Source organism: Hymenobacter norwichensis DSM 15439 (assembly GCF_000420705.1).
In the GTDB taxonomy this organism is placed as follows: domain Bacteria; phylum Bacteroidota; class Bacteroidia; order Cytophagales; family Hymenobacteraceae; genus Hymenobacter; species Hymenobacter norwichensis.
In genome coordinates, this window is the sequence record NZ_ATVL01000014.1 from 105,950 (window position 1) to 130,511 (window position 24,562).

Here is a 24,562-nt window from a genome sequence, read left to right on the forward strand (position 1 = left end):
CATTAAGGGTAGGTGCCTAAATATCAGATATTGTGAACCATATAGCACTACCGTTTAATCGTCAATCGTTTGCCGGTGTACACCACTTGTTTCTGGGGCGTGCCAAACGCGGCACCCAGCCCGGTGGCCTCACTGGGCCACACCAGGTTGAACACCCGCCGCGCCAATGCGCCGGGGTAAGTGCCTTGCCGCGGACCAATGGTTAGGGTCTGGCGTTTTTCGTTCCAGGCGAAATCGATGAGCGTGTGCTGGCCCTGCTCGTAGCGGTAGCTGTCGCCCTCGTCCTCGTACAAGGCAAACCGGCCATCGGCACCGGGATACACTCGGATTTCTAGTGTGTCAGCCGACTTCTGCCCAGTGTATTGCAGACGCTTGCCCAGAGGCACAATGGCGCCCGCTTTTACAAAAACCGGGGTAGTGGCCAAGGGTGCGGGGGCCACCACGGTTTGCCCGCCCGCGTGGCGCTGGCCGGTCCAGAAGTTGTACCACGCGGCTGCCTTTGGCAAATACACTGGCCACTCCGTCACGCCTGGTTTGGTGACGGGCGCTACCAGGAAAGCTGACCCGAAGGAGTACTCGTAGGCTTGGTGCGTGGCGGTGGTGTCGGTGGCAAAATCCATCACCAACGGGCGCATCAGCGTCGCGCCATTTTGATGCACCTGCCAGGCGGCGGAGTAGAGGTAGGGCAGCAGGCGGTAGCGCACGTCCAGCAACTGTCGGATGTTGGCTTCCACTACGGGGCCGTTTTTCCAGGGTTCGGTTTCGGTCTGGTAGCCGTGCACCCGGAAAACGGGCGTGAATGCGCCCCACTGGTACCAGCGCATCAGCAGCTCGTTGTACTGCGGGTCGGTGTATTGCCCGGCGCCGGGCCGGAAAAAGCCGCCGATATCGGTGGTCCAGTACGGCTGGCCCGTGATGGTGAAGCCCAGCCCGGCCGGAATCTGGCGCTTGAAGCTTTCCCAAGTGCCGCCAATGTCGCCCGACCAGTTGATGGTGCCGTAGCGCTGCTGCCCCAAAAAGGCCGAGCGCGTGAGGATGCACACGCGCTTGTCGGCTGTAGTGGCGCGCTGGCCCTCGTACACGGCCTGGTTGACGAAGAGGGGATATGTAAGCCGGTAAAAGTCGCCTGGACCTAGGAACAGCTTTTTGCCGTGCAGGGCGTCGTTTTCGGGCTCGGTGGCGTCCAGCCACCACGAGTCCACGCCGTAGCCAAACAGGTGCTGGTTGATGGCCGCCCAGTGCGCCGTTCGGGCCGCCGGATTGGTAAGGTCAAGCCAGGGGCTATCTGGAATGTACAAGCCATTAGCCACGTGACTTTTACCGATGGCCGACTCCTTATTCAGATTCTCCCACACTGAGATATTGAAGCGAGCATGCTGGGAATGCAGGTTCTGCATGAGCGCGGCCGGGTCAGGGTATTTGGCCTCGTCGAACTGCATGACGCCCCAGCCGTATTTGCCCCAGTACTGCCAGTCCTGCACAATCACGTCCATCGGAATCTGGCGCCGCCGAAACTCCTGCACCGTCTCGGTCAGGTGCGTGCTGGAGGTGTACCGCTCGCGGCACTGCCAAAAGCCATAGGCCCACTGCGGCAGCAGCGGTACCTGGCCCGACAGGTTGCGGTAGGTTTGAATCACGGCCTCGGCCTGCGGGCCGTAAAACACTACGTAGTCCAGTAACTGGGCATTAGGGGAGCGGAAAGTGGTGCGGTCATCCACTTGCTTGTAGGTTACGCGCGGCGTGTTATCGGCCTTGCACACCACCTGGACGCGGTGTGGCCCCGCCGCCAGTTTCACCTTGGCACTGGCCGTGGGCGGCAGCCAGAAATTGCTGAAGTCAAGGCACGCTACGCCGTCGATGGCCACGTAGTGCCGGTTACCCATCCCACCTAGGTCGAGCATCAGCGAATATTCTCCGGCCGCGGGCAGCGTAAAGGTGCCAGTGTAGGTGGCCTGACCCTGGGCTACTTTCTGGGTGCCGGTGGCGGTGGTGGCGTCCACGGCTTGGCCAGTGGGCGCCGCGGCTACCTGCTTTTCCAGCGCAATGGACACGTCGGCGGGGTTGAAATCAGTTAGGCCGTACTGGTGCCAGAGCAGGCCGTAGCCCTTGCTCGAGTAAATAAAAGGCAACGCAATCTGGGTGTTCACCTGCGTGAGCTGCCGGGTGATACCGCGCAGGTTGAAGTGCCCATCCTGAAACTGTCCCAGTCCCAGCAGCAGTTCGTCGGGCGCAGTCAGGAATTGCTGCTCAGCCACCACGTTGGCTGCGCCCAGTACGGGCGCGGCAGCCCGTAAGCGGGTGGTGGGCTGCTCCTGCAAAAACACGCGGCCCTTATTATCCGCGTAGCGCACGGCGCCGGTGGCCTTATCTACCAGCACCTTCACTTGCTTCGTGGCAAGCTGCACTATCGTACTCGTTTCCGTCACCTTGAAGGCGGGTACTTTTGCCGGGCTCGTCAGCACCAGCTCGGGCAGCGGCAGCGGGGCATCCTTGGTGAACTGCACCCGAATGGCATTTTCGGTCAAGGGCCGTAACACTAGCTGCCCGTCGGTTAGGCTAATCGTGACCCGGTCGGGGGCCTGGGTGTATCGCTGCACGGAGCGCTGAGCTGAGGAGTGCGGCTGTGCGGCCGCTGCTTGGGCTAATACCGAAATGCTAACCAGCAGACAGGAAAAGAAACGGGGCATAAAGTCAATTAAAAGATAGCTCCATGCAACTTAGGCTATTCTGCATGACTTGTCCCAGGCAGGTAATGCAGAATAGCCTAAGTTGAATGGAGTTTGGCAGTTTTTAGGCCGGCATAATCTTCAGCGCGTAAGCAATGCTATTGGGTTTTTGAGTTGGTAGCATCACAGCCAGCCCATACTTTGTATGCTCAAATTTAAGCTTATCCGGCATGCCCAAAAGCTCAACTTGCTTGATTTTACCGGGGTAGTTCGGGCTGCCCGCAGGTAGCGACTTGAGCAGCAGCTGACCATTGGCGGGCCACCCTAGGGCAGTGGCAAACAAGGTTTTGCCCTTGGTGACGTAGCGAATGTCCTCGGCCCCAAAAGGCTTGCCCTTGCCCTCGTTGAAGCCCTGGGCGCTGAGGGCGGCGGCGTTTTCCTGGGCCGGGCCTTCGCCGAATATTTTCCAGGGCCGGGTGCCGTAGATGCTCTCGCCATTTACCTGCATCCAGGCGGCGATGCCTTCCACCACGGCGCGCTCTTGGTCGTCGATGCTGCCGTTGCCGCGCACAGGCACGCTCAGCAGCAAGTTGCCGTTTTTGCTCACCACGTCGATGAGGGTGTGGATGACGGTTTTGGCGCTTTTGTAGCCGTGGTTGTCATAGATGCGGCGGTCGTAGTGCCACTGGCCGATGCAGGTGCAGGTTTGCCAGGGCAGAAACTCAATCTGGTTGCTTTGGCCGCGCTCGATATCCCAGACCAAACACTTGCGCTGCTCCGGCGTCAGGATTTTACCCAGGATAACGGCCTCGTTGCGCCCGCCGTGGCGCTGGACGCTGGTGTTGTACATATGCGCCGCGATGCGCAGGCCGGCGTCGTTCACGGGCCAAAGCGGCAGGGCCGTATCGTCGAAATACACGACGTCGGGCTCGTATTTGTCCAGCAGCTCAATAGTGCGGTTGTAGAATTTCTCGCAATACTCTTTGCTGGGCGGCGTCACGCCATTACCCCAATTCCACTGCCGGTGGATCATGCCGTTGTCCTGGCTGTTTTCGCTCAGGGGGTGGCTTTGGGCGTAGAGGGCCTGTGGGTCGTAGCCCTGCCACCACTTGCCTTTGCCGTCAGCGCTCATGATTTTGCCGTCGTAGGGTACGCCGGCGAGCGGGCCGTTTTTGTCGGCGCGCTGGCTGGTTTCCAGCCAGCTCCAGGTGTGGGCGGCGTGCACGCTCACGCCAAAGCGCAGGCCCTGCTTTTTGGTGGCCTTGGCCCAGCCGCCCACCAGGTCTTTTTTGGGACCTAGGCGGGTCGAGTTCCAAGGCTGATATTTGCTGTCGTAGAGGTCGAAGTTGTCGTGGTGGTTGGCCAAACACACGAAGTACTTGGCCCCGGCTTTCTTATACAAAGCCAGCAACTCGTCGGGATTCCACTCCTCAGCCTTCCACTCGTTTATCACGTCTTTGAAGCCGAATTTAGACGGGTGCCCGTACTTCGCAACGTGAAACTTGTACTGGTCTGAGCCCTCCTCGTACATGCCGCGGGCGTACCAGTCGCCACGCTCGGGCTGGCACTGTGGCCCCCAATGCGCCCATAGCCCAAACTTGGCGTCGCGGTACCACTCAGGCGTTTGGTACTGAGCCAGCGAGTCCCAGGTAGGCTGAAAGGGGCTGGCAGTAGGGGCCAATGGGCTCCAATTGAGGCCGGCTACTACGCCGGGCAGCCAAGCGGTGGGCGCAGCTAGAGCGAGGTTTTTGAGCAGGGTTCTTCTATTCATCATCAAACACTAAAAAGGAATGAGAGCAAGTAACGATCCGGGCAAGAGTCAGTTGGCAAGGCTGGCTGACTCTTGCCCGGCATCATTCTAATAGCTTGGGTCTTGCGTTAGATTTTTGTTTAGGTCGCGCTCCGACTGCGGAATGGGCTACAACTCATTTTTACCGACCACAAAGTTTCCTCTCCTGTAGACATGCCCGTAAACTGAGTAGGGCTGGCGACCTGCTCGGCAACTGAGTTGAAATGCGCCTGCAACTGCGCGGCGCCGTAGAGTTCAGTGTCTGATGATTAGAGGCTAACGTGCACGAGTCTTTTCAGGCCGCAGCCAGCGGGTTTCGGTAATGATACCGTAAGCGGGTTGCAGACCGCCCAGGTCGATGGTGATTCGGTCGAGCACGACGCCAGGATCCAGCGGATAGAGCTTGAGCGTGTGCGGGCCAGGCCGGAGCGACGCGGCCGTGACCTGCCGATGGGCGCTGTTGCTGAGTACATTCTGCTTCCACTCCTCGGAGCGGCCTACCGTTTTGCAGTCCAGTAGCTGCATCGGCCCATCATCCACTGACACGCCGTAGCGCACACTGGCGCCTTGCGTCACCGGGTGGGTGGGCAGCGTGAAGACGTGCACGGTGGGCGCAGCCGGCGTGAACGTATAGAAGTCGTACTCGACAAAAGACGCCGCAGGCATAGCACCGGCCGGGGCTGGTGGCGTGGCGTGCAACGGCTGGGCCTGCAACGCATTGCCGGCGCGCCCCAGGCCGGCTACCAATTCCCAACGCCGGGCGGGGTGGTCGGTTTTGCGACTGTAGTGGCTAGCCAGCAGCGAAACGTAGCCGTTAGTTTCCACAAACCCGGCATAGTTGGCCGGAAGGTTGCCGGCCGCCGCGCTGGCCCGTACGGCCACCCGAAACGTTTTACCGGCCCCGGTAAAGGTCAGAAAGCTGGTGGCGTCGTTGGTTGTGGATACTTTACGCCAATCCACGCGCACCAGTAGCCGCTCCTGTTGCTGCCCTACGGCCGTCGTAAGGGTGCCCAAGTGGCTGGAAATCGTCAGCCACTTGGGCGCCTTTACCTTCCAGCGCACTGCCTGCCGCCGACTCAGGAACACGTCTACAAAGTAGCTGGCCGGGCCCCAGGGACGAAACGTAGGTAGTTGCAACGCCGAACTCGGGCTGGTGGCCGCGGAATCCTGGAGTGTCAGACCTTCCGGTGCTACACCCCATACGCGGGTGGTGTCGAGACGTAAAGCGGGCGCCGTGGGTGCCTGGTACACAGGCAGGTTGCGCGGCTTCATTGACATCATGCCCCGCCATTTGCCGCTAGCTAGCTGCTGGTTGTAGTATTCGGTTTCTGCCTCAATCTGCGCGTAAGCCTGCTGGGCCCAGTGGGCGTAGTCGGTGGCGCTGGCGCGGTTCTGCCGGGCGTAGAGGTAGCTCTTGTCCTGATACAGAAACTTCTGGTTCATCAAAGAGGCACACACCACTGGGTAGTACACCAACTGGTAGAAGGCATCAGCCCGCGCCGCCGGTATCTGTGCCCGCAACTGCTTGACTTGGTTTTCCAGGGCAACATAGCGGTCCAGCCGGCGCTGGGCTTCGTCGCCGTAGGCGAAGTGGTTGTAGGCGGTGCGGTTGGTTTTGGTGGTAGGCTCGGTCTGGCTCCAGCCCATGAATTCGGGCCGGCGCTCAAAGGCCAGGTCGTAGTACTCCCACAAAATCTGGCGCAAAGCCGGGGCTTGTTCCGGCCCAAACGCCTCCTGTAGCCATTGCTGCAAGTGAGCCGGCACATAAGCGCTCTGCTGAAACGGCTGGGCCTGGTAGGCCATGTCCAGAAACAACTGGGTGTTGTATTCCAGCGGTTTGAGGTCGCCCACATTAAGCACCCACAGCCGGTCTGTTTTCAAGGCGTGAGCCTTCATCATCTCCTCCCGAATCAGGGCCGGGTGGGTGGAACTGAGCCAAAGGTAGTCGTGGGGGCGGCCCCAATAGGAGGCGTGGTAGTATACGCCGGAGCCCCCGCCGCGGGCTTGCTCCTGCGTGTTGCTCAAACGGCTGATGTAGCCGTAGTTGTCGTCGGGCCAAACCAGCGTCACGTCGTCGGGCAGTTTCAGGCCCTGGTCGTACACGTCCAGCACTTCTTTATAGGCAGTAAACACCTGCGGCACCTGGGTCACGTTGGGGTTGACGTAGCGTTGCAACAGGTTCCGCTGGTCGGTAAGGATGCCCCCCAGCATCTGAGCGGCTTCTTTGGGGGTTTTGGCGCCTTCCATACCGCTGTCGTGCACGCCGCGCATGCCCAGCGAGTAGATAGCCTCCATGTTGGCGGCCTGCTTCACGCGCTGTTCCCAGTAGCTGAACACGGTGGCCTTGTTGCGGAAGTAGTCGAAGGGCCCCATCGTAGCTGTTTGCCATTCGTCCACGTTGTTGCGCAGCATGGGCTCGGCGTGGGAGGTTCCCACCAGAATGGCGTAGCGGTCGGCCACCTGTGGGTTGCCGGGGTAGTGGAAAAAGGCCTTGGTGCTTGGGTGCATGGCCGGCCAGATGAGGTTGGCTTTCAGACGCAGCAGCAACTCAAACAGCCGGGCGTAGGTGTTGGGCCCGATGTCCTTAATGTCTTTATCCAGGTTCTGCGCAGCCCAGGGTTGCAGGCCCCAATCCTCATCGTTGAGGAACAGGCCGCGGTACTTGACGGTGGGCGGCGCACTCTGGTAGGTACCCGCTGTTAGGTAGAGGTTCTCCCGGCGGCCAGGCGTCACGTCGGCCCACCAGTACCAAGGCGAGACGCCTAACCGGCGCGACACCTCAAACACGCCAAACGCCGTGCCGCGTCGGTCACTGCCGGCAATAACCAGCGCTTTGCCTGGCTTACCGAATGGCTGGTCTACCACGCTGATGTTGAACGTTTCCCATTGCCCTTTGAGCTGTTGAATACCAGCCACTTTCTGCGCAGCCAGCTGGTCAATCAGTTGTGAGCTTCCCAGCGTCCCGATGATAACGGAATACGTAGCCAACGGCGCCGTAGCGCCGTTGGTCTGCGGCTTCAGCGCTGTGATGTTGTTGATATCATTAGCCAGCGCCTCGGTGGCAACGCGCACCACCTCGGCATCCTGGGCGTCCACATAAAGGGCGGTAGCTGTACGCTGGTGCACCAACGGGAAGACCTGCTGACTGTAATCGGTAGCCAGCCTCACCGTTGCCGGGCCGGGCTCAAAAGATTGCGCTACGGCAGACCAACGCAAACTTCCGAGAAGCAACGCCAGCACTATATAGAATTTCCACTTTCCCATTGGGTAAAGTAAGCCAGGTAAGAATTAGAAAAGCTGCCAAGAAGCCACTATCCTTTCACTACAGAACAGTAGCTCATGACAGTTAATACACTAGATTCTGTTTCAGTGCCACTTCGCGGTTGCGCTCAATTTCAGAGGCTGGAATTGGAATGGGAAACAAGTTGTGCCGGTGCTGAAGTACCACCTGCCACCTCTTTCAGCAGGAAGGTAGCCGGGTTGGCATAGTAGGTTGGTGGGGTGGTTAAATACCGTGATAACCTTGGACTGGTAGGCCTACAGCGCGCATCGGCCGATACCGTACGACCGAACAGCACAGCCGGGTTGTTGTAGGTGAAGGTTCGCACAAAGTTGTGGTTGGCGTTACGCATGTCGGTGGTGGAGGTGCTAGCCCAAATGGTATTGCGGAAGTGGTACGTTGAGACGGCACAGCCGATGTCGCGGCCGCATACATAGTCGCCCGTCGGCCACCGGAAGGGTACCGTGCTACCAGCCACAGGCACTTCTAGTAGACTGCATTACAGTCAGAATGAGGGGTTTTAGTTGTTGTCTCAACAGCGTGCGCTACTTAACTTTTACAAATAGCCACAAACCCAGCAACGACACGGCCAGCACACCAGCGGCAGCCAGCATTGTAATGGCGTCGCGCACGTTCTTGCCTAGGCTGCCGACGGCGTGATATTTGTGCAAAAAGGCGAATGAAAGACCCTCATAACGGTCGGCATTCTCCACGCGGGCGGCGAGGCGGCCCGTAGCCGGCTCGACGTATAGAGTGGTCTTGGCGGGAGTAGTGTAGGCCACTTTTACCACGGGCAGGCGCTTGTTCACGAAGCCATATTCTCCCTCGAAGTGGTCTATCAGCTCAGTTTGCTTGATGGGTGGGGCAGGCTGGCCATCGGCTTGCGCTAAGAAAGTATTGGCCAGAAAGCGCGCGTACTGCATGGTGCCGCCCGGCAATACTTGCCCGGTGGCAGTACTATAATATGTTGCCTCAGGCACACGCACGGCTTCAACGGGCTGGCCGGTGCTGGCGCCGGGGGCACTTCCTACGGTGGGCTTAGGAGCAGGTAGCGCCATGACCTGATAGTAGGCCTGCCCATTCAAATCCACCAAGCCCACATTCTGTACTCTGAGCCAGTCCAGGGGCAGCTGGGTCAGGTCGGTGGTGAGGACCGTTGTTGCCAGAAGCGGGGCGTGCTGGAAACGTAGCCGCTCGTCGGGGTGCAGCTTGCGGGAAATGTGGAACGCGCCGCTGCCGGCGAAAGTAAGCGTGACGAAAGCAACAGCTAGGCCCACGGCCCGATGATATTTACGTAACCAGCCCACTTGGTCCTGCGAGTTGCGCGGCTTCCGGAACCGACCCCACAGCAACCCATAGATGGCTAGCCCACTGAGGGTGGAAGCCAGAATGACGCTCAGCACCACCAGCACCACCACTACGCGCACCGTGTTGCTCCCGCTGAGTTGTTCCAGCCAGCTCCAGCTGTGCAGCCAACTGAAAAAGCGCAGAAAAGCGGCTCGCGTAGGATTGTTGAATGAGGCCAACCGCGCCGGCATCGTTTCCACGTACACGGTCGTCACGCCGGCGCGCTCGAAGGTCAGCTTCCACACCGGCAGCAAGCGGTTCACAAACGGATAATCCGTGGAGAAGCCGGTAAGTCGCTCTGCTAAAACCAAGCGTGCAGTGGAATCCTGGAGGAAGTAACGGGCCAGCTGGCCAGCAAATTGTTGGTCGGCATCAGCGGGCAGGGCCGCCCCCGTAACGGCACTGAAATAGCGCGGCGCAGCCGTGGCACTGCCCAGCAGCACTTGGTACGCCGGTTGGTTCTGCCAGCGCACCAGCCGCACGTTGCGCAGGCTATCCAGTGCGTGCCGGGCCAATACCTGCGTCAGCGGCACCACAGGTTGGGCCGCCGGCACGGGCGGCAGCGACTCCCGGGCAATGGTGGGCCGCAGCCAGTTGCTCATCAGTGGGTGTAGCAGCCCGCTCAGCGTCCAGCAGATGGTAGGAACAATGGTAATCAGGCCGATAATTCGGTGCCAGCGGTAGATGTTGCGCTGCACGTAGCGGCGCACTGGGCCCCGCCGGGCAGGAGTTGCTGGCGGGTGAGAAGAGGTGGTTTGCATAAGAGGAGAAGATGCGCCCAGACCGGCCGCGCCCCACGAAGGGAGCCACGGCCGGCGGCGGTTATTTTTTGCCAATGAAGTTGTATTGCATGCCCACCGACACCGTGCGCGGGGCGCCGGGCGTGTAGGTGGAACGGTCGGAGGCGGCGTTGCCGCGGGTGGCTGCCGTGGCGTAGGGCTCATCGGTGAGGTTGAGCACGTTCACGAACACCTCCAGCGTTTCGTGCCAGCTGTAGCCGGTGCGCAGATTCAGCACGCTCACGCCCTTGGCCCCGAACAGGCCCTTATCGGCGTAGCGCACGGTGTTTACTTGGTTCTGGTACCAGGCGCTGATGTGCTGATACTCCGTGGCCAACCGCAGGCCGGGCAGCCACTGCGGCTTGTAGGTCAGCTCGGTATTGACTACCCAGCGCGGGGCTTGGGGCATCTGCTGGCCGTTCACGTTTTGCACTGCATCGGTGGCTTTTGTGCTGAGTACAAACTCCTCGTAACGATGCACGGCATTGGTGCCCCCGAAGCGGAAAAACAATTCCGAGGTGGGCTTGTAGGTCAGGCCGTACTCCACGCCTCGGTGCAGGGTTTTGCCGGCACTCTGGTAGTCGGTGGAGTTGTCGGGCTGACGGATGTTAAGCAGTTCGTTGCGTCCATCTAGCTGATAGAGCGCTACATCCACGTATACCTTGTTGGCGAGTAAGGAAGCCCAGCCCCCGATTTCACGGTTGTAGAAGCGGGCCGGTTGCAGGTTGTAGTAGAACTCGGCTGGGGCGCCCGCCGGGGTGGTCGTCTTGCGGCGGAAGATGGACGTCAGGCCGGGCGGCGAGAAGCCTTGCGAGTAATTGGCGTATAGCCCGCGGCCCTTGCCTAGGTCGTAGGTTACACCCACCTTGGGCGTGGCCTGCTGGTACTGCTTCGAGCCGACGGACTGGTCCAGGTAGTTGTGGTAGTCGAAGGCCAGGCGGTCGAACCGGCCGCCTAGCGTGAGTTGCAGCGCCGTGAGGCTAGGAATGGGGTGCAAATCGAGCTGGGCGTACACGGCCGAGTTCCGTAGGTCGGTGTCGTAGTCAGCCAGAAGCAAATCCGGGCGGTCGGCCATGATGGTGTATTTCTCCACCGACCGTTTATCGGGCCGCAGCTGAGCGGCTAGGTCCAATTGATGAGCGTTGTACTGCGTGGGCGAGTAATCGAAGCTGGCCCCTCCCAGCAGCCGAGCCCCCAGCCAATTGAATTTCACGCTGTGCTGCGCCAGCACGCCGTAGCTCTTAAAGGCATTGACGTTGACTTCGCCCCGGGCCGTGGGCGCGCCGCTGGTCCAGCGGATGCCGTAGCTGGGGTTCTGGCCCACGCGGTTGTCGCGGAAATAGGTGGTGAGCGTGGTGCTGTTTTGCTCGTTCCACTGGTGCTCGGCCGTCAGGCGGGCCCGTAGGGCGTAGGTGTCGCGGTACGTGAAGTCGGACGTCGAGGAGTATTCGCGGCGGTAGTACGCCACACTATCCACCGAGCTGCTGGTTTCGGACTTGTAGTTGTTGTAGGAAGTGGCCGCCGTCAAGCGGGTTCTGTCGGTCAAAGCGTACTCCAGCCGGGCATTAACCGACTGCTTATCGTAATCGGATTGCGCCTGCCAGCCATTGCGCTGCCGGGCCAGGTAGCCGCTCACGAACGCGCCGAGCTTGGCATTCAACATGCCCCCGCCGCCGAACTGCACGCGGCGGTAGCCGTACTGGTCGCCCTGCACCCCAACGCTGAGGGTAGGCACGCTGGTTGGCCGCTTGGTCAGCAGGTTAATGGCGCCACCCACGGCCTCGGGCCCATAGAGTGACGAAGCCGGGCCTTTCACCACCTCAATGGAGTTGATGGCCAGCGGGTTGGACTCCAGTAGGGCGTTGTGGTTGAATACGCCCATCGGCCGCAGCGGAATACCATCTTCAAGATACAGAAAGTAGGCGTTGGTGCCGAACGGCTGGCGGATGCCCATGGCGTGCTGCTCGTTGCCGTAGTTGAGCATCACTACACCCGGCACCTTATTAATCAGCTCCGTCAGCAGCGTGGCCTTGGTATCCTGAATGACGGTCGGCGAAAGTTTGCTGATGGCTACCGGCGCGTCGGTGCGCAGCTGAGCTTCGCGGCTGGCCGTCACCACCACGGTTTGCAAATCCTCCACGGTCGGCGACAGCGCGACCCGCAGGGCTTGGCCATCGGCCGTAGGAGTCAAAGTAAACGACTGGTAGCCGATAGCCGATACAACCACCTGGGCGGCGTCGGTGGGCAACGAAAAATAGCCCGAGTTGTTGGTGCTGGTGCCGGTTTTGCCGTCCGGCGTACGTACGGTGGCCCCAACCAGGGGCTCTTTGGTGGTGGCATCGAACACGCGCCCCGTCAGGGAAGAATGCTGCGCCAGCGCCGCCTGGCTCACTAATAGGGCTAAGGGCAAGAAAGAAAGGTGTTTCACTGAGCAAGAAGAATGACTGATGAGCGGCACGTACCCGCCCGCCCCGCACAGCCCGATAATGGGCACGCGGCAGCCGGCCCGTGGGGCGCGCCAAAACGCAGAAAAGGCGAGTTTTCATCAGCCCTCAGCGGGCGGGTGGTCGGGGCCCGGCCGGTCCCAGGCGTACTTGCTCACGCCCAACGTGGCGTATTCAAGTTGCGTTGCTTGGAACCCGGCGGGCAGCAGCAGTTGAACCGGCAGCAGCGGCGTACAAAACAGCGTGATTTCCTGAAAGATCTGCTTACCACCAAGCGGCTGTTGCTTCTGTTCGGCGGCGTTAACGGCTCGCAGCTGCTTGGCCAGGTAGCATTTGCCGTTGCAGTGCAGTTGCGGCTTGGCGCGGTTGATGCACAGTACCCGGGCAATGTAGTCCTGGTTGAGCCACCAGCTCGCCACAATGCCCAGCCGCCCGGCGCAGTGCACCGAGAGCGAACAAAGAAGCAAAAGGGCCACCACTCGCCGCATAACAGGTAGAGCGCCCGCAAGGACGCATCAGGTAAGTACTTGGTATTGAATATCCCCGGAAGCTTTCCGGGTAAACCACTCCGCCCGCTACCAGGCAACCGCAAGGTTGGCGTCCTGTGGTCAGGTCGTGAAGAAAAAATCGGCCAAATACACCTTGCCCGTAAACGTGGCCGGCGTCACCACCACGCTGTCCTGGTTCAGCACCCGGAACGTGGGCACGGTGGGCCAGAGGATGTCGCCGGCGGCCAGTACTTTAGGCTCGCCCAGATGAGGCAGCCGCTTGGTGGAAGGAGCCTCAGCGCAGCCCGTGATAAGGTACGAGAGGGCCACGAGCCTAACGAGCAGGCCGCGCAAATGCGGCAGCTTAAGAAAGTAGCGCATGCCTTAACGAAGTCGTTGCGCGGAGTCCAGCGCGGTGGTTATCTGGCGGTCCAACTGTGTGAGTTGCTGAGCCTGGTCAACCCAGAAGTCGGCGTACTGGTGCGCGCTCAGGCGGATGGTATCCGGCTCTTTGTAGCGGTGCATCCAGTCCATCATGGCCGCATCGGCTTGGAGTAAAGCATTAGCGCGTCGCCGCAACATCCGAGCTGCGCCACGGCTGGTTGTGCTGGTGGTATCGAGCGTGGCAAGCTGCTGTTGCAGGCGCTGGCGCTCGGTACTCAAGGCATCCATGCGGCTCATCAGGGAATCGTGGTGTTGCATGACGCTGGCACGGGTGGGGCCAATGCTAGCTGCGTCAGGAGTTGTGTGGGAAGTGGAATCAGGCTGGCACGCCGTCAGCAGGGCGAGCAGGAATAGCCGCCGAAAGACAGACAGAAGCTGTTTCATAAATCGAAGTCGAAAAGAAGAAAAACAGAACAGGCAGCCCGCCAGTTGGTCGGGTGCGCAAGCAGCTAAGGCAGTGCTACCGAACTCAGGATGCTGCCGCTTAATGGCAGTACCCGCACTAGCCGCCAAGCCGCTTCCGGCGGAATACGGCTGGTGTGGATACGCGTATCCAATACCCGAGCCGACGGCTAAGGGCAAAAACAGAAGCAGATACGTTTAGTTGGGCTCTCTTTTCCTGGCTAGATACAGCCAAGTCAGCACGTGCTAACGAATAGTTTAGCAAGCAGTTGTCCCTGATTTAGCAGCGCCTATAAGCCAGCAGATAGCGCATGGCAAGCCAATCCGCGCGGGCGGTTAGGGCCAGGAAAAGGGAGATGGGCTTATGCCGGTGGGTGGTCGGGGCTGGTACCGTCCCAACCGTAGGAGCCGACGCGCAGGTCAGCGTACCGGAGTGGCGTGGCCGACCATACGGGGGCCGTAAAGCGCAAGGGCAGCACGGCGGCGCAGAACAAGGTAATTTCCTGAAACGCCTGCTTGCTGTCCGGCTGCTGTTTGCGCTCGGCCTGCTCCACCGCTTTGAGCTGCTTGGCTAGATGGCACTTGCCGTTGCACTTCAGCTGGGGTTTGTCGCGGTTGATGCATAGCACTCGGGCAATGTAGTCCTGGTTGAGCCACCAACCGGCTACAATGCCCAGCCGCCCGGCGCAATGCACCGAGAGCGAGAACAACAGCAAAAGGGCAACAGCTTGACGCACGCGCAACGGAAGCGGGATAGAAACGCTTCGACGGCAAAGGAACAACGCAATGCGGGAAGCACCAAACCAAGTGCATCCCGCACCTGTAAAGCGCGCCTTCATAATTTCACCGCTGGTGGCACTCAGGTTCTCGGTTTATACGTTCTAGCCAGTCTTCAAACTGGGTCTTGTGGTAAGGCCACTGTGCGTTGCAAACAGCACCGGCCCTGCGCCCGTTGACCGGGTGGCAGCACCATGCAATTCTTGCTATTGCAGGGCAAAGTGCCTTGGCTCTCCTTGTAACCAGAGTGGTTGTTACCAACACAGTAGGCAAAATAAGCGTGCAGTAGGCGACTTGTAGCATACCATTGGACTTTTGTGATGAGGAGAGGTTGCCGCGCAAGCGGGATGAACTCACGAGCTTGTGTTGCTACTAAAAATGCCCGTACCAACCCGGCAGCGGGTGAGCCGCCTGTTCTAAAAGCGTTGCCGAATGCACCGTGCGGGCCAACGGCTGCCGAAGCGCCTTTGCCAAATCCTGCTCGTTGTCAATGTTGGCCAACAAGGGCAGGAGCACCAAGTCCAGCGCTGCATCCTGGCCGATGAGCTGGCGTTGTAGGGCCGCCCCCAGAAACAGCCGCCTTGTTACCGGTTTAGTGGTGTCAGCTTTTAACAATACTTGAAGCGAAGGTCCTATCTAAGCACTCAAAAGAAGCCCTTTAACAAGTGGTGACCTGTTGCAGCACGCGCCACGATTAATTCTTATGATGAGTAGCAGCCTGCTTACTTACCGAATTTGAGTTATATGCGCATTCAGAGAGCCGCAAATGGTTGCTCTCTATATCGGTGAACTGCTTCTGACCTTGCATACTCACGCTAACAATAAAGCAGCAAATAGGATAGCAGGGTCTGCAACAGCCATGGCCGTTTGCTAGCATATTTTATTGATTAATATCAATGTATTTCTTCACTGCTACGAAACACCTTTGCATAGTAACCCCGGTACGGTAGCAAATAGGCAGTCTTCAACAGACAACCGGCTTATAATAAGTAATTCATACTAAGGCAAGGTTTTATGCAAATCGGAATTGATAGCTTCGCGGCGGCGCTGCTCGAAAACGGCACGGGCCGCACCCCCAGCGGCGCGGAAGCAATGGGGCAGTTGCTCGACCGTATCGCGCTGGCCGACCAGGTAGGGCTGGACGTATTCGGCATTGGCGAACACCACAAAGCGGAGTTTCTGGACTCGGCCCCCGCCGTTATTCTGGCAGCTGCGGCAGCACGCACCCAGCGCATCCGCCTGACCAGCGCCGTGACTGTGCTCAGCGCCGCCGACCCGGTGCGCGTGTTTCAGGAGTTTGCCACCCTGGATTTGATTTCGCAGGGCCGGGCCGAAATGGTGGTAGGGCGCGGCTCGTCCATTGAGGCGTTTCCGTTGTTCGGCTTCGACCTTGATGATTACGACGCCCTTTTCAAGGAAAAGCTGGAGTTACTGCTCGCCATTCGGGGCGAAGAGCACCTGCACTGGAAGGGCAAGTTCCGGCCGGCGCTGCGCGGGCAGGGCATTTACCCCCGGCCTATGCAGCCAGTATTGCCCATTTGGCTAGGGGTGGGCGGCACGCCGCAGTCGTTTGTGCGGGCCGGCACGCTGGGCCTGCCCCTGATGGTGGCCGTTATCGGCGGCGATACGCACCGCTTTCGGCCCTTAGTGGACCTATACCGCGAGGCAGGCCAGCGAGCCGGGCACGCGCCCGAGCAGCTGCAAGTGGGGTTGCACTCGCTGGGCTACGTAGCCGATACGACCGAGGAAGCGGTGGAAGACTTTTACCCCGGCTACGCCCGCACGTTCACCAACCGGTCGCGGGAGCGGGGCGGCCCGCCCATAACACGAGGCCAGTTCGATGCCCAAATTGGGCCGTTGGGGGCGCTGCTGGTAGGCAATCCAGAGGAAGTGGCTGCCAAGATTTTGCGCCACGGCGAGGCCTTGGGCGGCATCTCGCGGGTCACCTTTCAGCTGGACGTGGCCACCCTTCCCCACGCCAAGCTGCTGCGGGCCATTGAGCTGCTAGGCACGCGCGTCGCCCCGCTGCTCCGCCCTTAATGGTGAGCGGTAGCGCTGCAAAACGTGTCTAAAACGCCAGGTATTCAGCAGTTAATGAGGCTGCCAACGCTTATTTGGCTTGCACCTTCGGTTATTTTCACTCGGCCAAGCTGCTTAGCGACTGGCTGCAATATTATCTTCTTATGGCCAGTACCATCACCAAAACCGTCAACATCCAGGCCAGCCCCGAGCGGGTGTGGGACTTCATCAATGACTTGGCCAACTGGCCGCAGTGGGCCATTCACAACGTGTTCAGCGCCGCGCCTGGCCCCGAGGGCTACTGGCTCATGGAAGGCCCCCGCGGCACCCAGCACGTGAAAATGCTGTCGAACCGGGAACTGGGCATCCTTGACCAGGAATTCAACGACCCCGTGGAGGGCAACTGGCGGGTGCCGTGCCGGGTGGTGGCCGGCAGCGAAGGCGCCCACTTCATGATGACCTTCACGAAGCCCGCGGTGATGCCCGATGAGCCGTTTTACCACGCCGTCGAGCTGATTGAGCAGGAAATGAGCAAGCTTAAAGAGCTGATGGAGAAAAGCTAGGTAACGCAGCCGTTAGGGACGACGCATTCTGAGTTATCTGGGCGAAAGCGGACGAACTGACGGTCTAGTACTCCGCAAACTCCTGGTCGGGATAGCAAAATACCCACCGCTCGCCGGGCTCGGCCGACGATACTACCGGGTGCTGCGTGGCGTGGAAGTGCTTGGTGGCGTGCGTGTTCTTGGACTGGTCGCAGCAGCCGACGTGGCCGCACTCCTGGCACGTGCGCAGGTGCACCCAGGTGTCGCCCAGGGCCACGCACTCGGGGCAGACGTGCTGCGGGGCCGTTTTCAGATGCGCCGGGTCGAGCGCCGAGAGGTGGGAGCAAATAGAAGCCATAGCAAAAGTGTTGTAGGTTAAATTAAAGATGGTGAGATGCTTAGGTGGCCCAAGCCATCTAAACGGTTACTTCAGGTGAGGCCGCAGCATCTAGGCCGTTTTTTTCGTGCTGTTCGAGCAAGGCCTTGCCAGCTGGTGCACGACTACCTCCCGGTTTGCGGCGGAAATGCCACTAATGGTTTTCATAAAGTGAACGTTGGTCCTGCAGGCTTGACTTGGCAAAGGTGCCCACCTGCTTACCGGGTTTCTCTTGATATTTATCAAGAAAACCCAAGCCCAAAACCGCTAGGTTCGCAAAAGCCGGCTGCCCTGCTAGCCTCCCAGACGCCCATATTTTGCTCGCCATGCTCACCGCTGCCATAAGCGACGTGTTTGAAAATTACCTGCGTGCCAAGGTGCAACTCACGCCCGCCGAGTGGGCGCGCCTGGCCGCGCTGAGCAGCGCCCAGCACCTGCGCAAGCGGCAGTTTCTGCTGCACGAGGGGCAGGTATGGCAGTGCTACGCCTTTGTGTGCCGGGGTTGCTTGCGGCAGTACCAGGTCGATGCCAAAGGCGGGGAGCATATGCTTAAATTCTCCATCGAAAACTGGTGGGCCGGCGACCGGGAAAGCCTGCTGAGTGGCCAGCCCTCGCGCCAGAATATTGACGCTCTGTAAGATACCGACGTGCTCCTGTTCCCCAAGGCCGATTTCGAGCAATTTGCCCGAGAGGTGCCCGCCTTCCACGAGCTTATCGATGGGCTGCTGAACCGCACCTACCTCGCCAGCCAGCGCCGCATCCAGACGGCCATCAGCGCCGATGCAGAAACCAAGTACCGGGAGTTTGTGCAGACGTACCCCCAGCTTGCCCAGCGCCTGCCCCTGCGCATGATTGCCTCCTACCTGGGGTTGTCGCCCGAAACCCTCAACCGTATAAGAGGCCTGAATACCAAATAGGTAGCACCAGCACCCGCTGAAAGTCTTGACTTAAGTCAAGGTGTTTTTCCCACAAATATCAAGAAAGGCCGCCTAGGAGCCATTCTACTTTTGTGTTGTCAGCAACGGAGCTGATTATCAACGAAAAACACGTGAAAATCGGAATTATTGGCGCGGGAGCTATTGGCCGCGCATTCGCCACACAGGCCGTGCGCGCTGGCTACGAAGTGGTGCTGAGCAACCGGCACGGGCCGGCTTCCTTGGCGCCGCTGGTGGCCCAACTGGGCGGGCGCGCCCGCGCCGGCACCGTAGCCGAGGCCGCCCAGGCCGAGGTCGTCTTTTTGGCTTTGCCCTGGGAGCAGGTGGCCCCCGTTGCGGCCAGCGTTTCGTCGTGGGAGGGCCGTTTGGTTATCGACCCCACAAATCCCATTCTCCTGCCCGGTTTTCGGTTGGCCGAGTTGGGCGGGCGGCCATCCAGCGAAGTGGTGGCCGGCTTGGTGCCGGGCGCGCGGGTGGTGAAGGCCTTCAATACCCTGATGCCCGCCGTACTGGCCGCCAACCCGCGCGAGGCCGGGGGCCAGCGCGTCATTTTTTATTCGGGCAACGATAGCGCCGCCAAGGCCACGGTGGCCGGATTGCTTCAGCAAATGGGCTTTGCGGGCATCGACCTGGGTCTGCTGCACGAGGGCGGCAAGCTCCAGCAGTTTCCCGGCGGCCCGCTTCCCACCCTCAACTTACTCAAAGTCGCTTAATCCCGCTTTTGGGCTGGCAATGAGCCATTTCGTAGCCAGCACTTCTTGTCTTCTTTGAAACCTCTTTCTATATGACATCCCTTAGCAACAAAGTAGCCTTCGTAACGGGCGGTAGCCGCGGCATCGGGGCCGCCATCGTAAAGCGCTTGGTGGCCGACGGGGCCGCCGTGGCCTTCACCTACGTCAGCTCGGCCCCCAAAGCCGACGCCCTCGCCGCCGAGCTAACCCAGCAGGGCGGACAAGTGCTGGCCATCCGGGCCGATAGCGCCGACGCGGTGGCCCTCACAGCGGCCATTGGGCAAGCCGCCGCGGCTTTCGGGCGGCTCGATATTCTGGTCAACAGCGCGGGTATCGCCAATGGCAAAGCCATGGAAGACCATACGCTAACCGAGTTTCGGCACATGATGGCGGTGCACGTCGAAGCCCCGTTTGTGGCGGCGCAGGCCGTGCTGCCCCACATGCCAGCGGGCGGGCGCATTATCACCATCGGCAGCAACCTGGCCGAGCGCGTGCCGGGGGCCAATACCACGCTTTATGCCACCAGCAAAGCCGCCCTGCTGGGGCTGACCAAAGGCCTGGCCCGCGACTTAGGGCCCCGCCGCATCACGGTAAACCTGATTCAGCCCGGCCCCACCGACACTGACATGAACCCCGCCGATGGCCCCTACGCCGACTGGATGCGCAACCAAATGGCCATCCCCGAATTCGGCCGCGGGGCCGACGTGGCCGCTTTCGTGGCCTGGGTTGCCAGCGAAGAAAGCCGCTTCGTGACCGGCGCCGCCCTCACCATCGACGGCGGTATGAGTATCTAACTTGTTGAGTAAAAAAGGCGAGAGCCAGGTAGTGTGCATTCGGTGCACACTGCCTGGCTCTCGCTTTTTTCAGCTATCTGCCCAGAAACGGTTTGCTGCTTACGTCAGGGCCTTTTCACGGGCGAGTTGCTGGTACTTCGCCACGGCCGCCTCTTTCCCAGTCTGGAGCTCGGCCAGCAAGCCAGGGTCCACAATGGTGGGGCCATGCTTGGCGCCCCACAGGATGAACTCTACTAAAATGGGGACGATATCCACACCTTTTTCCGTCAGGCGGTAGGTGAATTTCGATTTCTTATCGGCGGCGACGGCTTTGGTTAAGATGCCCTGCGCCTCCAGAAGCGCCAGGCGGTCGGCCAGAATATTGGTCGCCATTTTTTCAGCCGATTGCAGGAATTGCCCATAGGTCGACTTACCCGCAAACACGATGTCCCGCACAATCAGCAGCGTCCACTTGTCCCCGAGCACGTCGAGCGACGTGCTGATGGAGCAAGTAGAACGCTGTTTTAGCTCTTTCATAAAAAAGGTTTATTTTTTACTTGCAATTTGCAAGCATTATAAGCCATCTTTGCACTTGCAAATCGCAAGCAAATGTACGCAGGTTTTGCTTCTGCTACTGTTGGGCGCCGAATTGCTTGCGGGCACCTTCAAAATTCAACCACCACCACCAAAAGCCTTTTTACCGACCACGCAGCAGTGGTCCTTATTTCTCTCTAACCATGATTTTAGTAACTGGAGCCACCGGTGGGTTGGGCCACGAAACCATCGACTGCCTGCTCACAACCGCCCCGGCCACGGAAATCGCCGCCCTGGTGCGCGACGTCAGCAAAGCCACGGACCTCGCCGAGCGGGGCGTCGACGTGCGGCAAGCCGACTACTTCGACTATCCTGCGCTGGTGCAAGCCTTTCAGGACATCGAGAAGGTGCTACTGGTTTCCGCCGTGGCATTTACTGACCGGCTGAGCCAGCACCGCAACGTCATCGACGCTGCCAAGGAAGCCGGGGTCAAGCACCTATTTTACACCAGTATCCAGCGCAGCTCCGACTTTGTGCTGACGGAGGTGACGGAAAGCGACCTAGCCACGGAAGCCTATCTCAAAGCGTCCGGGCTGGTGTACACTATTCTCCGAAACGGCTACTATTTTGAAGGCCTAGGGTATCTGATTGGCAGCGAGGTGCCGGAGAAGGAAATACGTTTCCCCGCGGGGGAAGGCAAAATAGCCTTCATCAAGCGGACCGAGCTAGCCGCCGCCACAGCTACTTTGCTCACCAGCGAAGGCCATGAAAACCAGGAATATACTCTGGTCGGGAGCGAGGCCTATTCGTTTCACGACATCGCCCGGGAGCTCTCCGCGCTGGCGGGCCTGCCCATCACCTACCGCAGCAGCGAACTGGCGCCCTACATCGCGCAGACAGTAGCCGCCGGTTTCCCCGAACCCGTCGCCAACTTCTTCGCCCAGTGGGGTGCCGCCGCCAAGCATGGCATGTTGGCCGGCACGGATGATACTGTGGAGCAACTGCTAGGCCGCAAGCCCATGTCGTTGCGGGAGTACCTGAAAACGACGTATTTTCCTGGTGCCTGACCGCTTGTAGGCTCTTCTACCTTAAGCCACTAGCCAACTGGACCACGTAAGTGAATTAAGGCGATTTTCATTCGGAATGCGTTTAGCTAGAGATAAAAAGAGCCAATTACGGGCCGCGCCACAAGTTCATCAACAACCCCTGCATTTTACCTCAAATCGGATAAAAAGCAGGGGCTAAGAAGAGTGAAAGCCGAGCGGTAACCTAGCCGAGGTGCTTCTTGAGTTCGGCTGCCGCGTGCACAAATAGCGACCTGACCGCCGGCACCTCAGCCAGGGCATTGAGCAGGCCAAAGTCGTGAATCATGCCGTTGTAGCGGATGGTGGTGGCGGGCACGCCGGCCGCGCTGAGCTTACGGCCGTAGGCTTCGCCCTCATCGCGCAAGATGTCGTTTTCGGCCACCTGAATGAGGGCCGGTGGTAGGCCGGCTAGCTGCTCGGAAGTGGCGTTGAGGGGCGATGCGTATAGCTGGGCGCGCTCGGCGGGGTCGGTGGTGTAGGTGCTCCACATCCACTTCATCAGGGGGGCCGTTAGAAACCGGTCCTGGGCATACAACTCGAACGATTCGGTGTCGAAGGCGGCGGAAGTTACGGGCCACATCAGGACTTGCAGCTTGATGTGCGGACCGCCTTTCTCCTTGGCCATGAGGCAGGTGACGGCCGACATATTGCCGCCCACACTATTGCCCACCATGGCCAGACGCTGGCCGTCTACGTTGATTTCGGCGCCATTCGCGGCTACCCACTTGGTGGCGGCGTAGATTTCATTGATGGCCTGCGGGTACTGCGCATCGGGGCTGGGCGTGTAGTCCACGAACACGGCCACGAAGCCCGATTCCACGACCAAGTCGCGCACCATGCGCTGGTGGGTGGGGAAGTCGCCGAGCACCCAGCCGCCGCCGTGGATGAAGATGAATACGGGCAGCACCGTACCCGCGGTGCCGTTGGGTCGCACGATGTGCAGGGGCACCGTGTAGCCGTCTTGTTCGATGGTGCGCTGCGTGGTTTCCACACCCGAAAGGTCCACGGTGGCCGAGGCTTGCGCGCCGACCAATACCTGGCGGGCGTCGGGTAAGGGCAGGGTTTCGAGGCCAGGGCCACCGGTATTAATGGCTTTAAGAAACTCAATAATCTGCGGGTCGAGGTGTTGGTCGGTGGCAAAAGGGGGAGCTTGCATAAGTTTGATAAATTGCGAGTTGCACACGTAGTAGTGCAGGATGAAAGAGAAACTGCGCAGCCCGCCGCTATGCCGGAAACTGAGCCAGATTAGTGCCCGACAGCGGACCGGGAAACTGCTGGAAACGGCCCCCGATGGCCAGGCTCCCTAGGTCGATGCCGGCAAAGCCCATGGCATCGAGCAATTGGAGTACTTCCGCCTTGGCCGACGCATCGTCGCCGGAAATAAAGATGACCCGCTTGCCGCCGCCCTCGTTGGGGTCGAGGGCCAAAATAGCCGCTCCCGTAGCATTAAAGCCCTTGACCACGCGGGCGCCGGGCGCTTGCTCGGCCACGAGTTCGGTGGAGGTTTTGGGTCCCAGGTCCAGCGGCTTGAAGTCGGGGAAGTGGATGGCGTTGGTGGTGTCCACGACCACCTGGCCCCGCCAGGCGGGTACGTGGGCCAGTACCTCGGCCACGGCATCCCAGGGCACCGAGAGTAGCACGAGGTCGGCCTGCACGGCTTCTTCCACGGTGCCCGCCCGTACGCCCGGCCCGAGGGTGGCCGCCAGCGCGGTGAGAGCGGCCGGCCCCGATTTGCTGCTGATGGTAATCTCGAAGCCGGCTTTGGCCGCGTGGCGAACAAACGCTTGGGCAATATTGCCCGCGCCAATAGTTCCTATTTTCATGCGTTTAGGTTGAGGTGAAATTTGAGTAAGAAGTTGCGAGCAAGCAGCTTGCTAGTGCGCACTGGCGGGCCGGTAGCCGGAGGCCACCAGCCGGTACCAATCGGGGTGCTGGTGGAGGTAGCGCGCCACAAACGGGCACAACGGAATGATGGTCAGGTGGCGCTCATCGGCTAGGTGCAGCACTTTTTCCACGAGGGCGCTGCCCACGCCTTGCCCTTGCAAGTCGGTGGGCACTTCGGTATGTACCAGGCTGAGGTACTGGTGATGCAGCTGGTACTGCACCAGCGCAGTAGCATCCGCAATGGTCAACTCGAATTGCTGGTCGTAGGTATTATCGGTGAGGGGAAGGGCTTGGTAGTTTGGGTTCATAGCAGGGTGATGCGGGGCGATAAATCTTGCGGCGACGTGACGACTTCGTAGGTAATCTGGCCGTACTCGCCGGCGAAAAAATCTTCGTAAGCCGTGGCTATTTCGGCGTGGCTGTTCATCACGAAGGGGCCTTGAGCTACCAGCGGTTCGGGTATCGGCTGGCCGCCAAACACCAGCACGCTCACCGGCTCGATGCTGGGATTGGTGAAAATGATGGGCCCGACTTCCGCGCCGAACAGCACTAACTCGCTCTGGCCATGTAACTCGCCGTTGATGCGCGCGGGCTCGGCCGGCACGAAGGCGGCGTAGTCCAGGCCGATTTTGGTGGCCAGGGTAAACGTGGCCTTGGGACTGAGCTGCAAGTGGTACAAGAACTGCGGGCTGCTGGTGGGCACCGGCGAGGCGGCATCGCCCAGCGCCCCGAGCAGCACCCGCAGGCTGCCGGCCGCCTCGGGCAGCAGCACTTCGGGCACCGCCGTGGCGTGCAGGGCTAGGTAGTCGGGGGCATCGGCTTTATGGCAGGCGGGCAGGTTTAACCAGAACTGCAAGGCGTGCAGCACGCCACCTTTGGCCTGAAAATCGAGGCTGGAGTTTTCGTCGTGCAGCACACCTCGGCCGGCCTTCATCCACTGGGCGCCGCCGGCGGCTACCACGCCGTGGTGGCCGGCGCTGTCGTAGTGCTCGAGGGCGCCGCTCAGCACGTAGGTAAAGGTGGCGATGCCCCGGTGCGGGTGGGCGGTTTCGCCGGTGGGCGCCTTCGGGACCTGGGGCTCAAACCGGGTGGGGTACACATGGTCGAGGAAAACGAACGGCCCCACGGCGGCAACCATGCGGCTGGGCAGCAGCCGGTTGACGAGCAGTTTGCCCACCCGGGCATTGGTACCCCCAACCTGCGCGATGATGGATTTGGTCATGGCGTGCGTGCTAGTGTGCAGGGCCTTTAGCGAGGCGCTACGGCT

24 protein-coding genes are annotated in these 24,562 nt (G+C 60.2%); 7 read left to right on the forward strand and 17 right to left on the reverse strand.

Annotation, left to right across the window (positions count from 1 at the left end; genetic code table 11):
• Positions 1–47 precede the first annotated feature (47 nt).
• From G536_RS29880 to G536_RS0125345, 11 genes are all read right to left on the reverse strand, one after another.
• Complete coding sequence (locus G536_RS29880) at positions 48–2,687, reverse strand: glycoside hydrolase family 31 protein (RefSeq protein WP_022826407.1); 2,640 nt, start codon at positions 2,685–2,687, stop codon at positions 48–50.
• 103 nt (positions 2,688–2,790) lie between these two features.
• Positions 2,791–4,437 carry an alpha-L-fucosidase gene (locus tag G536_RS0125295; RefSeq protein WP_026880582.1) on the reverse strand — a complete coding sequence of 549 codons (1,647 nt, stop codon included), beginning with the start codon at positions 4,435–4,437 and terminating at the stop codon, positions 2,791–2,793.
• Positions 4,438–4,731: 294 nt separating this feature from the next.
• A complete protein-coding gene (locus G536_RS29885) occupies positions 4,732–7,671 on the reverse strand; it encodes a glycosyl hydrolase 115 family protein (protein WP_211223361.1) in 2,940 nt (979 codons plus the stop codon).
• Between the two features lie 179 nt (positions 7,672–7,850).
• Positions 7,851–8,213, reverse strand: a complete 363-nt coding sequence (locus G536_RS32445) for a hypothetical protein (protein ID WP_022826410.1) — start codon at positions 8,211–8,213, stop codon at positions 7,851–7,853.
• A 67-nt stretch (positions 8,214–8,280) separates the two neighbouring features.
• Entirely contained in the window at positions 8,281–9,843 is a 1,563-nt protein-coding gene (locus G536_RS0125310; RefSeq protein ID WP_051167097.1) for a PepSY domain-containing protein, read from the reverse strand.
• 61 nt (positions 9,844–9,904) lie between these two features.
• Positions 9,905–12,271 carry a TonB-dependent receptor gene (locus tag G536_RS0125315; RefSeq protein WP_022826412.1) on the reverse strand — a complete coding sequence of 789 codons (2,367 nt, stop codon included), beginning with the start codon at positions 12,269–12,271 and terminating at the stop codon, positions 9,905–9,907.
• 135 nt (positions 12,272–12,406) lie between these two features.
• Positions 12,407–12,781 (reverse strand): hypothetical protein, encoded by a 375-nt coding sequence (locus G536_RS31255; protein ID WP_157530953.1) that lies wholly within the window; start codon positions 12,779–12,781, stop codon positions 12,407–12,409.
• A gap of 132 nt (positions 12,782–12,913) precedes the next feature.
• On the reverse strand, positions 12,914–13,174 hold the full coding sequence (locus G536_RS0125325) for a thioredoxin domain-containing protein (RefSeq protein WP_022826414.1): 261 nt from the start codon (positions 13,172–13,174) through the stop codon (positions 12,914–12,916).
• A 3-nt stretch (positions 13,175–13,177) separates the two neighbouring features.
• Positions 13,178–13,621, reverse strand: coding sequence for a hypothetical protein (locus G536_RS0125330; RefSeq protein ID WP_022826415.1), 444 nt, complete (start codon positions 13,619–13,621; stop codon positions 13,178–13,180).
• Between the two features lie 380 nt (positions 13,622–14,001).
• The gene (locus G536_RS31260) at positions 14,002–14,376 is read right to left on the reverse strand and encodes a hypothetical protein (protein WP_071837836.1); all 375 of its coding nucleotides are present in this window, start codon (positions 14,374–14,376) and stop codon (positions 14,002–14,004) included.
• A 412-nt stretch (positions 14,377–14,788) separates the two neighbouring features.
• Positions 14,789–15,031, reverse strand: coding sequence for a hypothetical protein (locus G536_RS0125345; protein ID WP_022826418.1), 243 nt, complete (start codon positions 15,029–15,031; stop codon positions 14,789–14,791).
• A gap of 399 nt (positions 15,032–15,430) precedes the next feature.
• On the opposite strand from G536_RS0125345, the gene G536_RS0125350 reads away from it, so the two are divergent.
• Complete coding sequence (locus G536_RS0125350; RefSeq protein WP_022826419.1) at positions 15,431–16,456, forward strand: Atu2307/SP_0267 family LLM class monooxygenase; 1,026 nt, start codon at positions 15,431–15,433, stop codon at positions 16,454–16,456.
• Between the two features lie 143 nt (positions 16,457–16,599).
• Positions 16,600–16,998 (forward strand): SRPBCC family protein, encoded by a 399-nt coding sequence (locus G536_RS0125355; protein ID WP_157530955.1) that lies wholly within the window; start codon positions 16,600–16,602, stop codon positions 16,996–16,998.
• A 64-nt stretch (positions 16,999–17,062) separates the two neighbouring features.
• Here G536_RS0125355 and G536_RS0125360 read toward each other — a convergent pair whose 3' ends face one another.
• Positions 17,063–17,335 carry a UBP-type zinc finger domain-containing protein gene (locus G536_RS0125360; RefSeq protein ID WP_022826421.1) on the reverse strand — a complete coding sequence of 91 codons (273 nt, stop codon included), beginning with the start codon at positions 17,333–17,335 and terminating at the stop codon, positions 17,063–17,065.
• Positions 17,336–17,679: 344 nt separating this feature from the next.
• Here G536_RS0125360 and G536_RS32635 point away from each other — a divergent pair, with 344 nt between their 5' ends.
• The 4 genes from G536_RS32635 (at position 17,680) to G536_RS0125380 (ending at position 19,813) form a co-directional block, all read left to right on the forward strand.
• Entirely contained in the window at positions 17,680–17,991 is a 312-nt protein-coding gene (locus tag G536_RS32635; protein ID WP_211223362.1) for a Crp/Fnr family transcriptional regulator, read from the forward strand.
• A gap of 9 nt (positions 17,992–18,000) precedes the next feature.
• Positions 18,001–18,270, forward strand: coding sequence for a cyclic nucleotide-binding domain-containing protein (locus tag G536_RS32640; RefSeq protein WP_211223363.1), 270 nt, complete (start codon positions 18,001–18,003; stop codon positions 18,268–18,270).
• Between the two features lie 92 nt (positions 18,271–18,362).
• A complete protein-coding gene (locus G536_RS0125375) occupies positions 18,363–19,001 on the forward strand; it encodes an NADPH-dependent F420 reductase (protein ID WP_425402146.1) in 639 nt (212 codons plus the stop codon).
• Positions 19,002–19,072: 71 nt separating this feature from the next.
• Positions 19,073–19,813: an SDR family oxidoreductase gene (locus G536_RS0125380; protein WP_022826424.1), complete on the forward strand. Its 741-nt coding sequence runs from the start codon at positions 19,073–19,075 to the stop codon at positions 19,811–19,813.
• Positions 19,814–19,912: 99 nt separating this feature from the next.
• Here G536_RS0125380 and G536_RS0125385 read toward each other — a convergent pair whose 3' ends face one another.
• The gene (locus G536_RS0125385; RefSeq protein WP_022826425.1) at positions 19,913–20,329 is read right to left on the reverse strand and encodes a winged helix-turn-helix transcriptional regulator; all 417 of its coding nucleotides are present in this window, start codon (positions 20,327–20,329) and stop codon (positions 19,913–19,915) included.
• Positions 20,330–20,529: 200 nt separating this feature from the next.
• Here G536_RS0125385 and G536_RS0125390 point away from each other — a divergent pair, with 200 nt between their 5' ends.
• A complete protein-coding gene (locus tag G536_RS0125390) occupies positions 20,530–21,393 on the forward strand; it encodes an SDR family oxidoreductase (protein WP_022826426.1) in 864 nt (287 codons plus the stop codon).
• Between the two features lie 202 nt (positions 21,394–21,595).
• On the opposite strand, the gene G536_RS0125395 is transcribed toward G536_RS0125390, so the two are convergent.
• The 4 genes from G536_RS0125395 to G536_RS29905 all read right to left on the reverse strand — a co-directional run bounded on the left by G536_RS0125395 (position 21,596) and on the right by G536_RS29905 (position 24,517).
• Positions 21,596–22,567, reverse strand: a complete 972-nt coding sequence (locus G536_RS0125395) for an alpha/beta hydrolase (protein ID WP_022826427.1) — start codon at positions 22,565–22,567, stop codon at positions 21,596–21,598.
• A gap of 67 nt (positions 22,568–22,634) precedes the next feature.
• Positions 22,635–23,234, reverse strand: a complete 600-nt coding sequence (locus tag G536_RS0125400; RefSeq protein WP_022826428.1) for an NADPH-dependent F420 reductase — start codon at positions 23,232–23,234, stop codon at positions 22,635–22,637.
• 51 nt (positions 23,235–23,285) lie between these two features.
• Entirely contained in the window at positions 23,286–23,603 is a 318-nt protein-coding gene (locus tag G536_RS0125405; protein ID WP_022826429.1) for a GNAT family N-acetyltransferase, read from the reverse strand.
• Entirely contained in the window at positions 23,600–24,517 is a 918-nt protein-coding gene (locus G536_RS29905) for a pirin family protein (protein WP_022826430.1), read from the reverse strand. Before G536_RS29905 ends, G536_RS0125405 begins: the two co-directional genes overlap by 4 nt.
• Positions 24,518–24,562: the final 45 nt, after the last annotated feature.

Excerpts from the sequence above, each read along its gene's own strand:
- G536_RS0125385 (WP_022826425.1), bottom strand. The coding sequence starts at position 20,329 with ATGAAAGAGCTAAAACAGCGTTCTACTTGCTCCATCAGCACGTCGCTC.
- G536_RS0125330 (WP_022826415.1), bottom strand. The coding sequence starts at position 13,621 with ATGAAACAGCTTCTGTCTGTCTTTCGGCGGCTATTCCTGCTCGCCCTG.
- G536_RS0125400 (WP_022826428.1), bottom strand. The coding sequence starts at position 23,234 with ATGAAAATAGGAACTATTGGCGCGGGCAATATTGCCCAAGCGTTTGTT.
- G536_RS0125325 (WP_022826414.1), bottom strand. The coding sequence starts at position 13,174 with ATGCGCTACTTTCTTAAGCTGCCGCATTTGCGCGGCCTGCTCGTTAGG.
- G536_RS32635 (WP_211223362.1), top strand. The coding sequence starts at position 17,680 with ATGCTCACCGCTGCCATAAGCGACGTGTTTGAAAATTACCTGCGTGCC.
- G536_RS0125310 (WP_051167097.1), bottom strand. The coding sequence starts at position 9,843 with ATGCAAACCACCTCTTCTCACCCGCCAGCAACTCCTGCCCGGCGGGGC.
- G536_RS0125380 (WP_022826424.1), top strand. The coding sequence starts at position 19,073 with ATGACATCCCTTAGCAACAAAGTAGCCTTCGTAACGGGCGGTAGCCGC.
- G536_RS0125405 (WP_022826429.1), bottom strand. The coding sequence starts at position 23,603 with ATGAACCCAAACTACCAAGCCCTTCCCCTCACCGATAATACCTACGAC.
- G536_RS0125355 (WP_157530955.1), top strand. The coding sequence starts at position 16,600 with ATGGCCAGTACCATCACCAAAACCGTCAACATCCAGGCCAGCCCCGAG.
- G536_RS0125350 (WP_022826419.1), top strand. The coding sequence starts at position 15,431 with ATGCAAATCGGAATTGATAGCTTCGCGGCGGCGCTGCTCGAAAACGGC.
- G536_RS0125390 (WP_022826426.1), top strand. The coding sequence starts at position 20,530 with ATGATTTTAGTAACTGGAGCCACCGGTGGGTTGGGCCACGAAACCATC.
- G536_RS29905 (WP_022826430.1), bottom strand. The coding sequence starts at position 24,517 with ATGACCAAATCCATCATCGCGCAGGTTGGGGGTACCAATGCCCGGGTG.
- G536_RS0125360 (WP_022826421.1), bottom strand. The coding sequence starts at position 17,335 with ATGGCTTCTATTTGCTCCCACCTCTCGGCGCTCGACCCGGCGCATCTG.
- G536_RS29880 (WP_022826407.1), bottom strand. The coding sequence starts at position 2,687 with ATGCCCCGTTTCTTTTCCTGTCTGCTGGTTAGCATTTCGGTATTAGCC.
- G536_RS0125295 (WP_026880582.1), bottom strand. The coding sequence starts at position 4,437 with ATGAATAGAAGAACCCTGCTCAAAAACCTCGCTCTAGCTGCGCCCACC.
- G536_RS0125395 (WP_022826427.1), bottom strand. The coding sequence starts at position 22,567 with ATGCAAGCTCCCCCTTTTGCCACCGACCAACACCTCGACCCGCAGATT.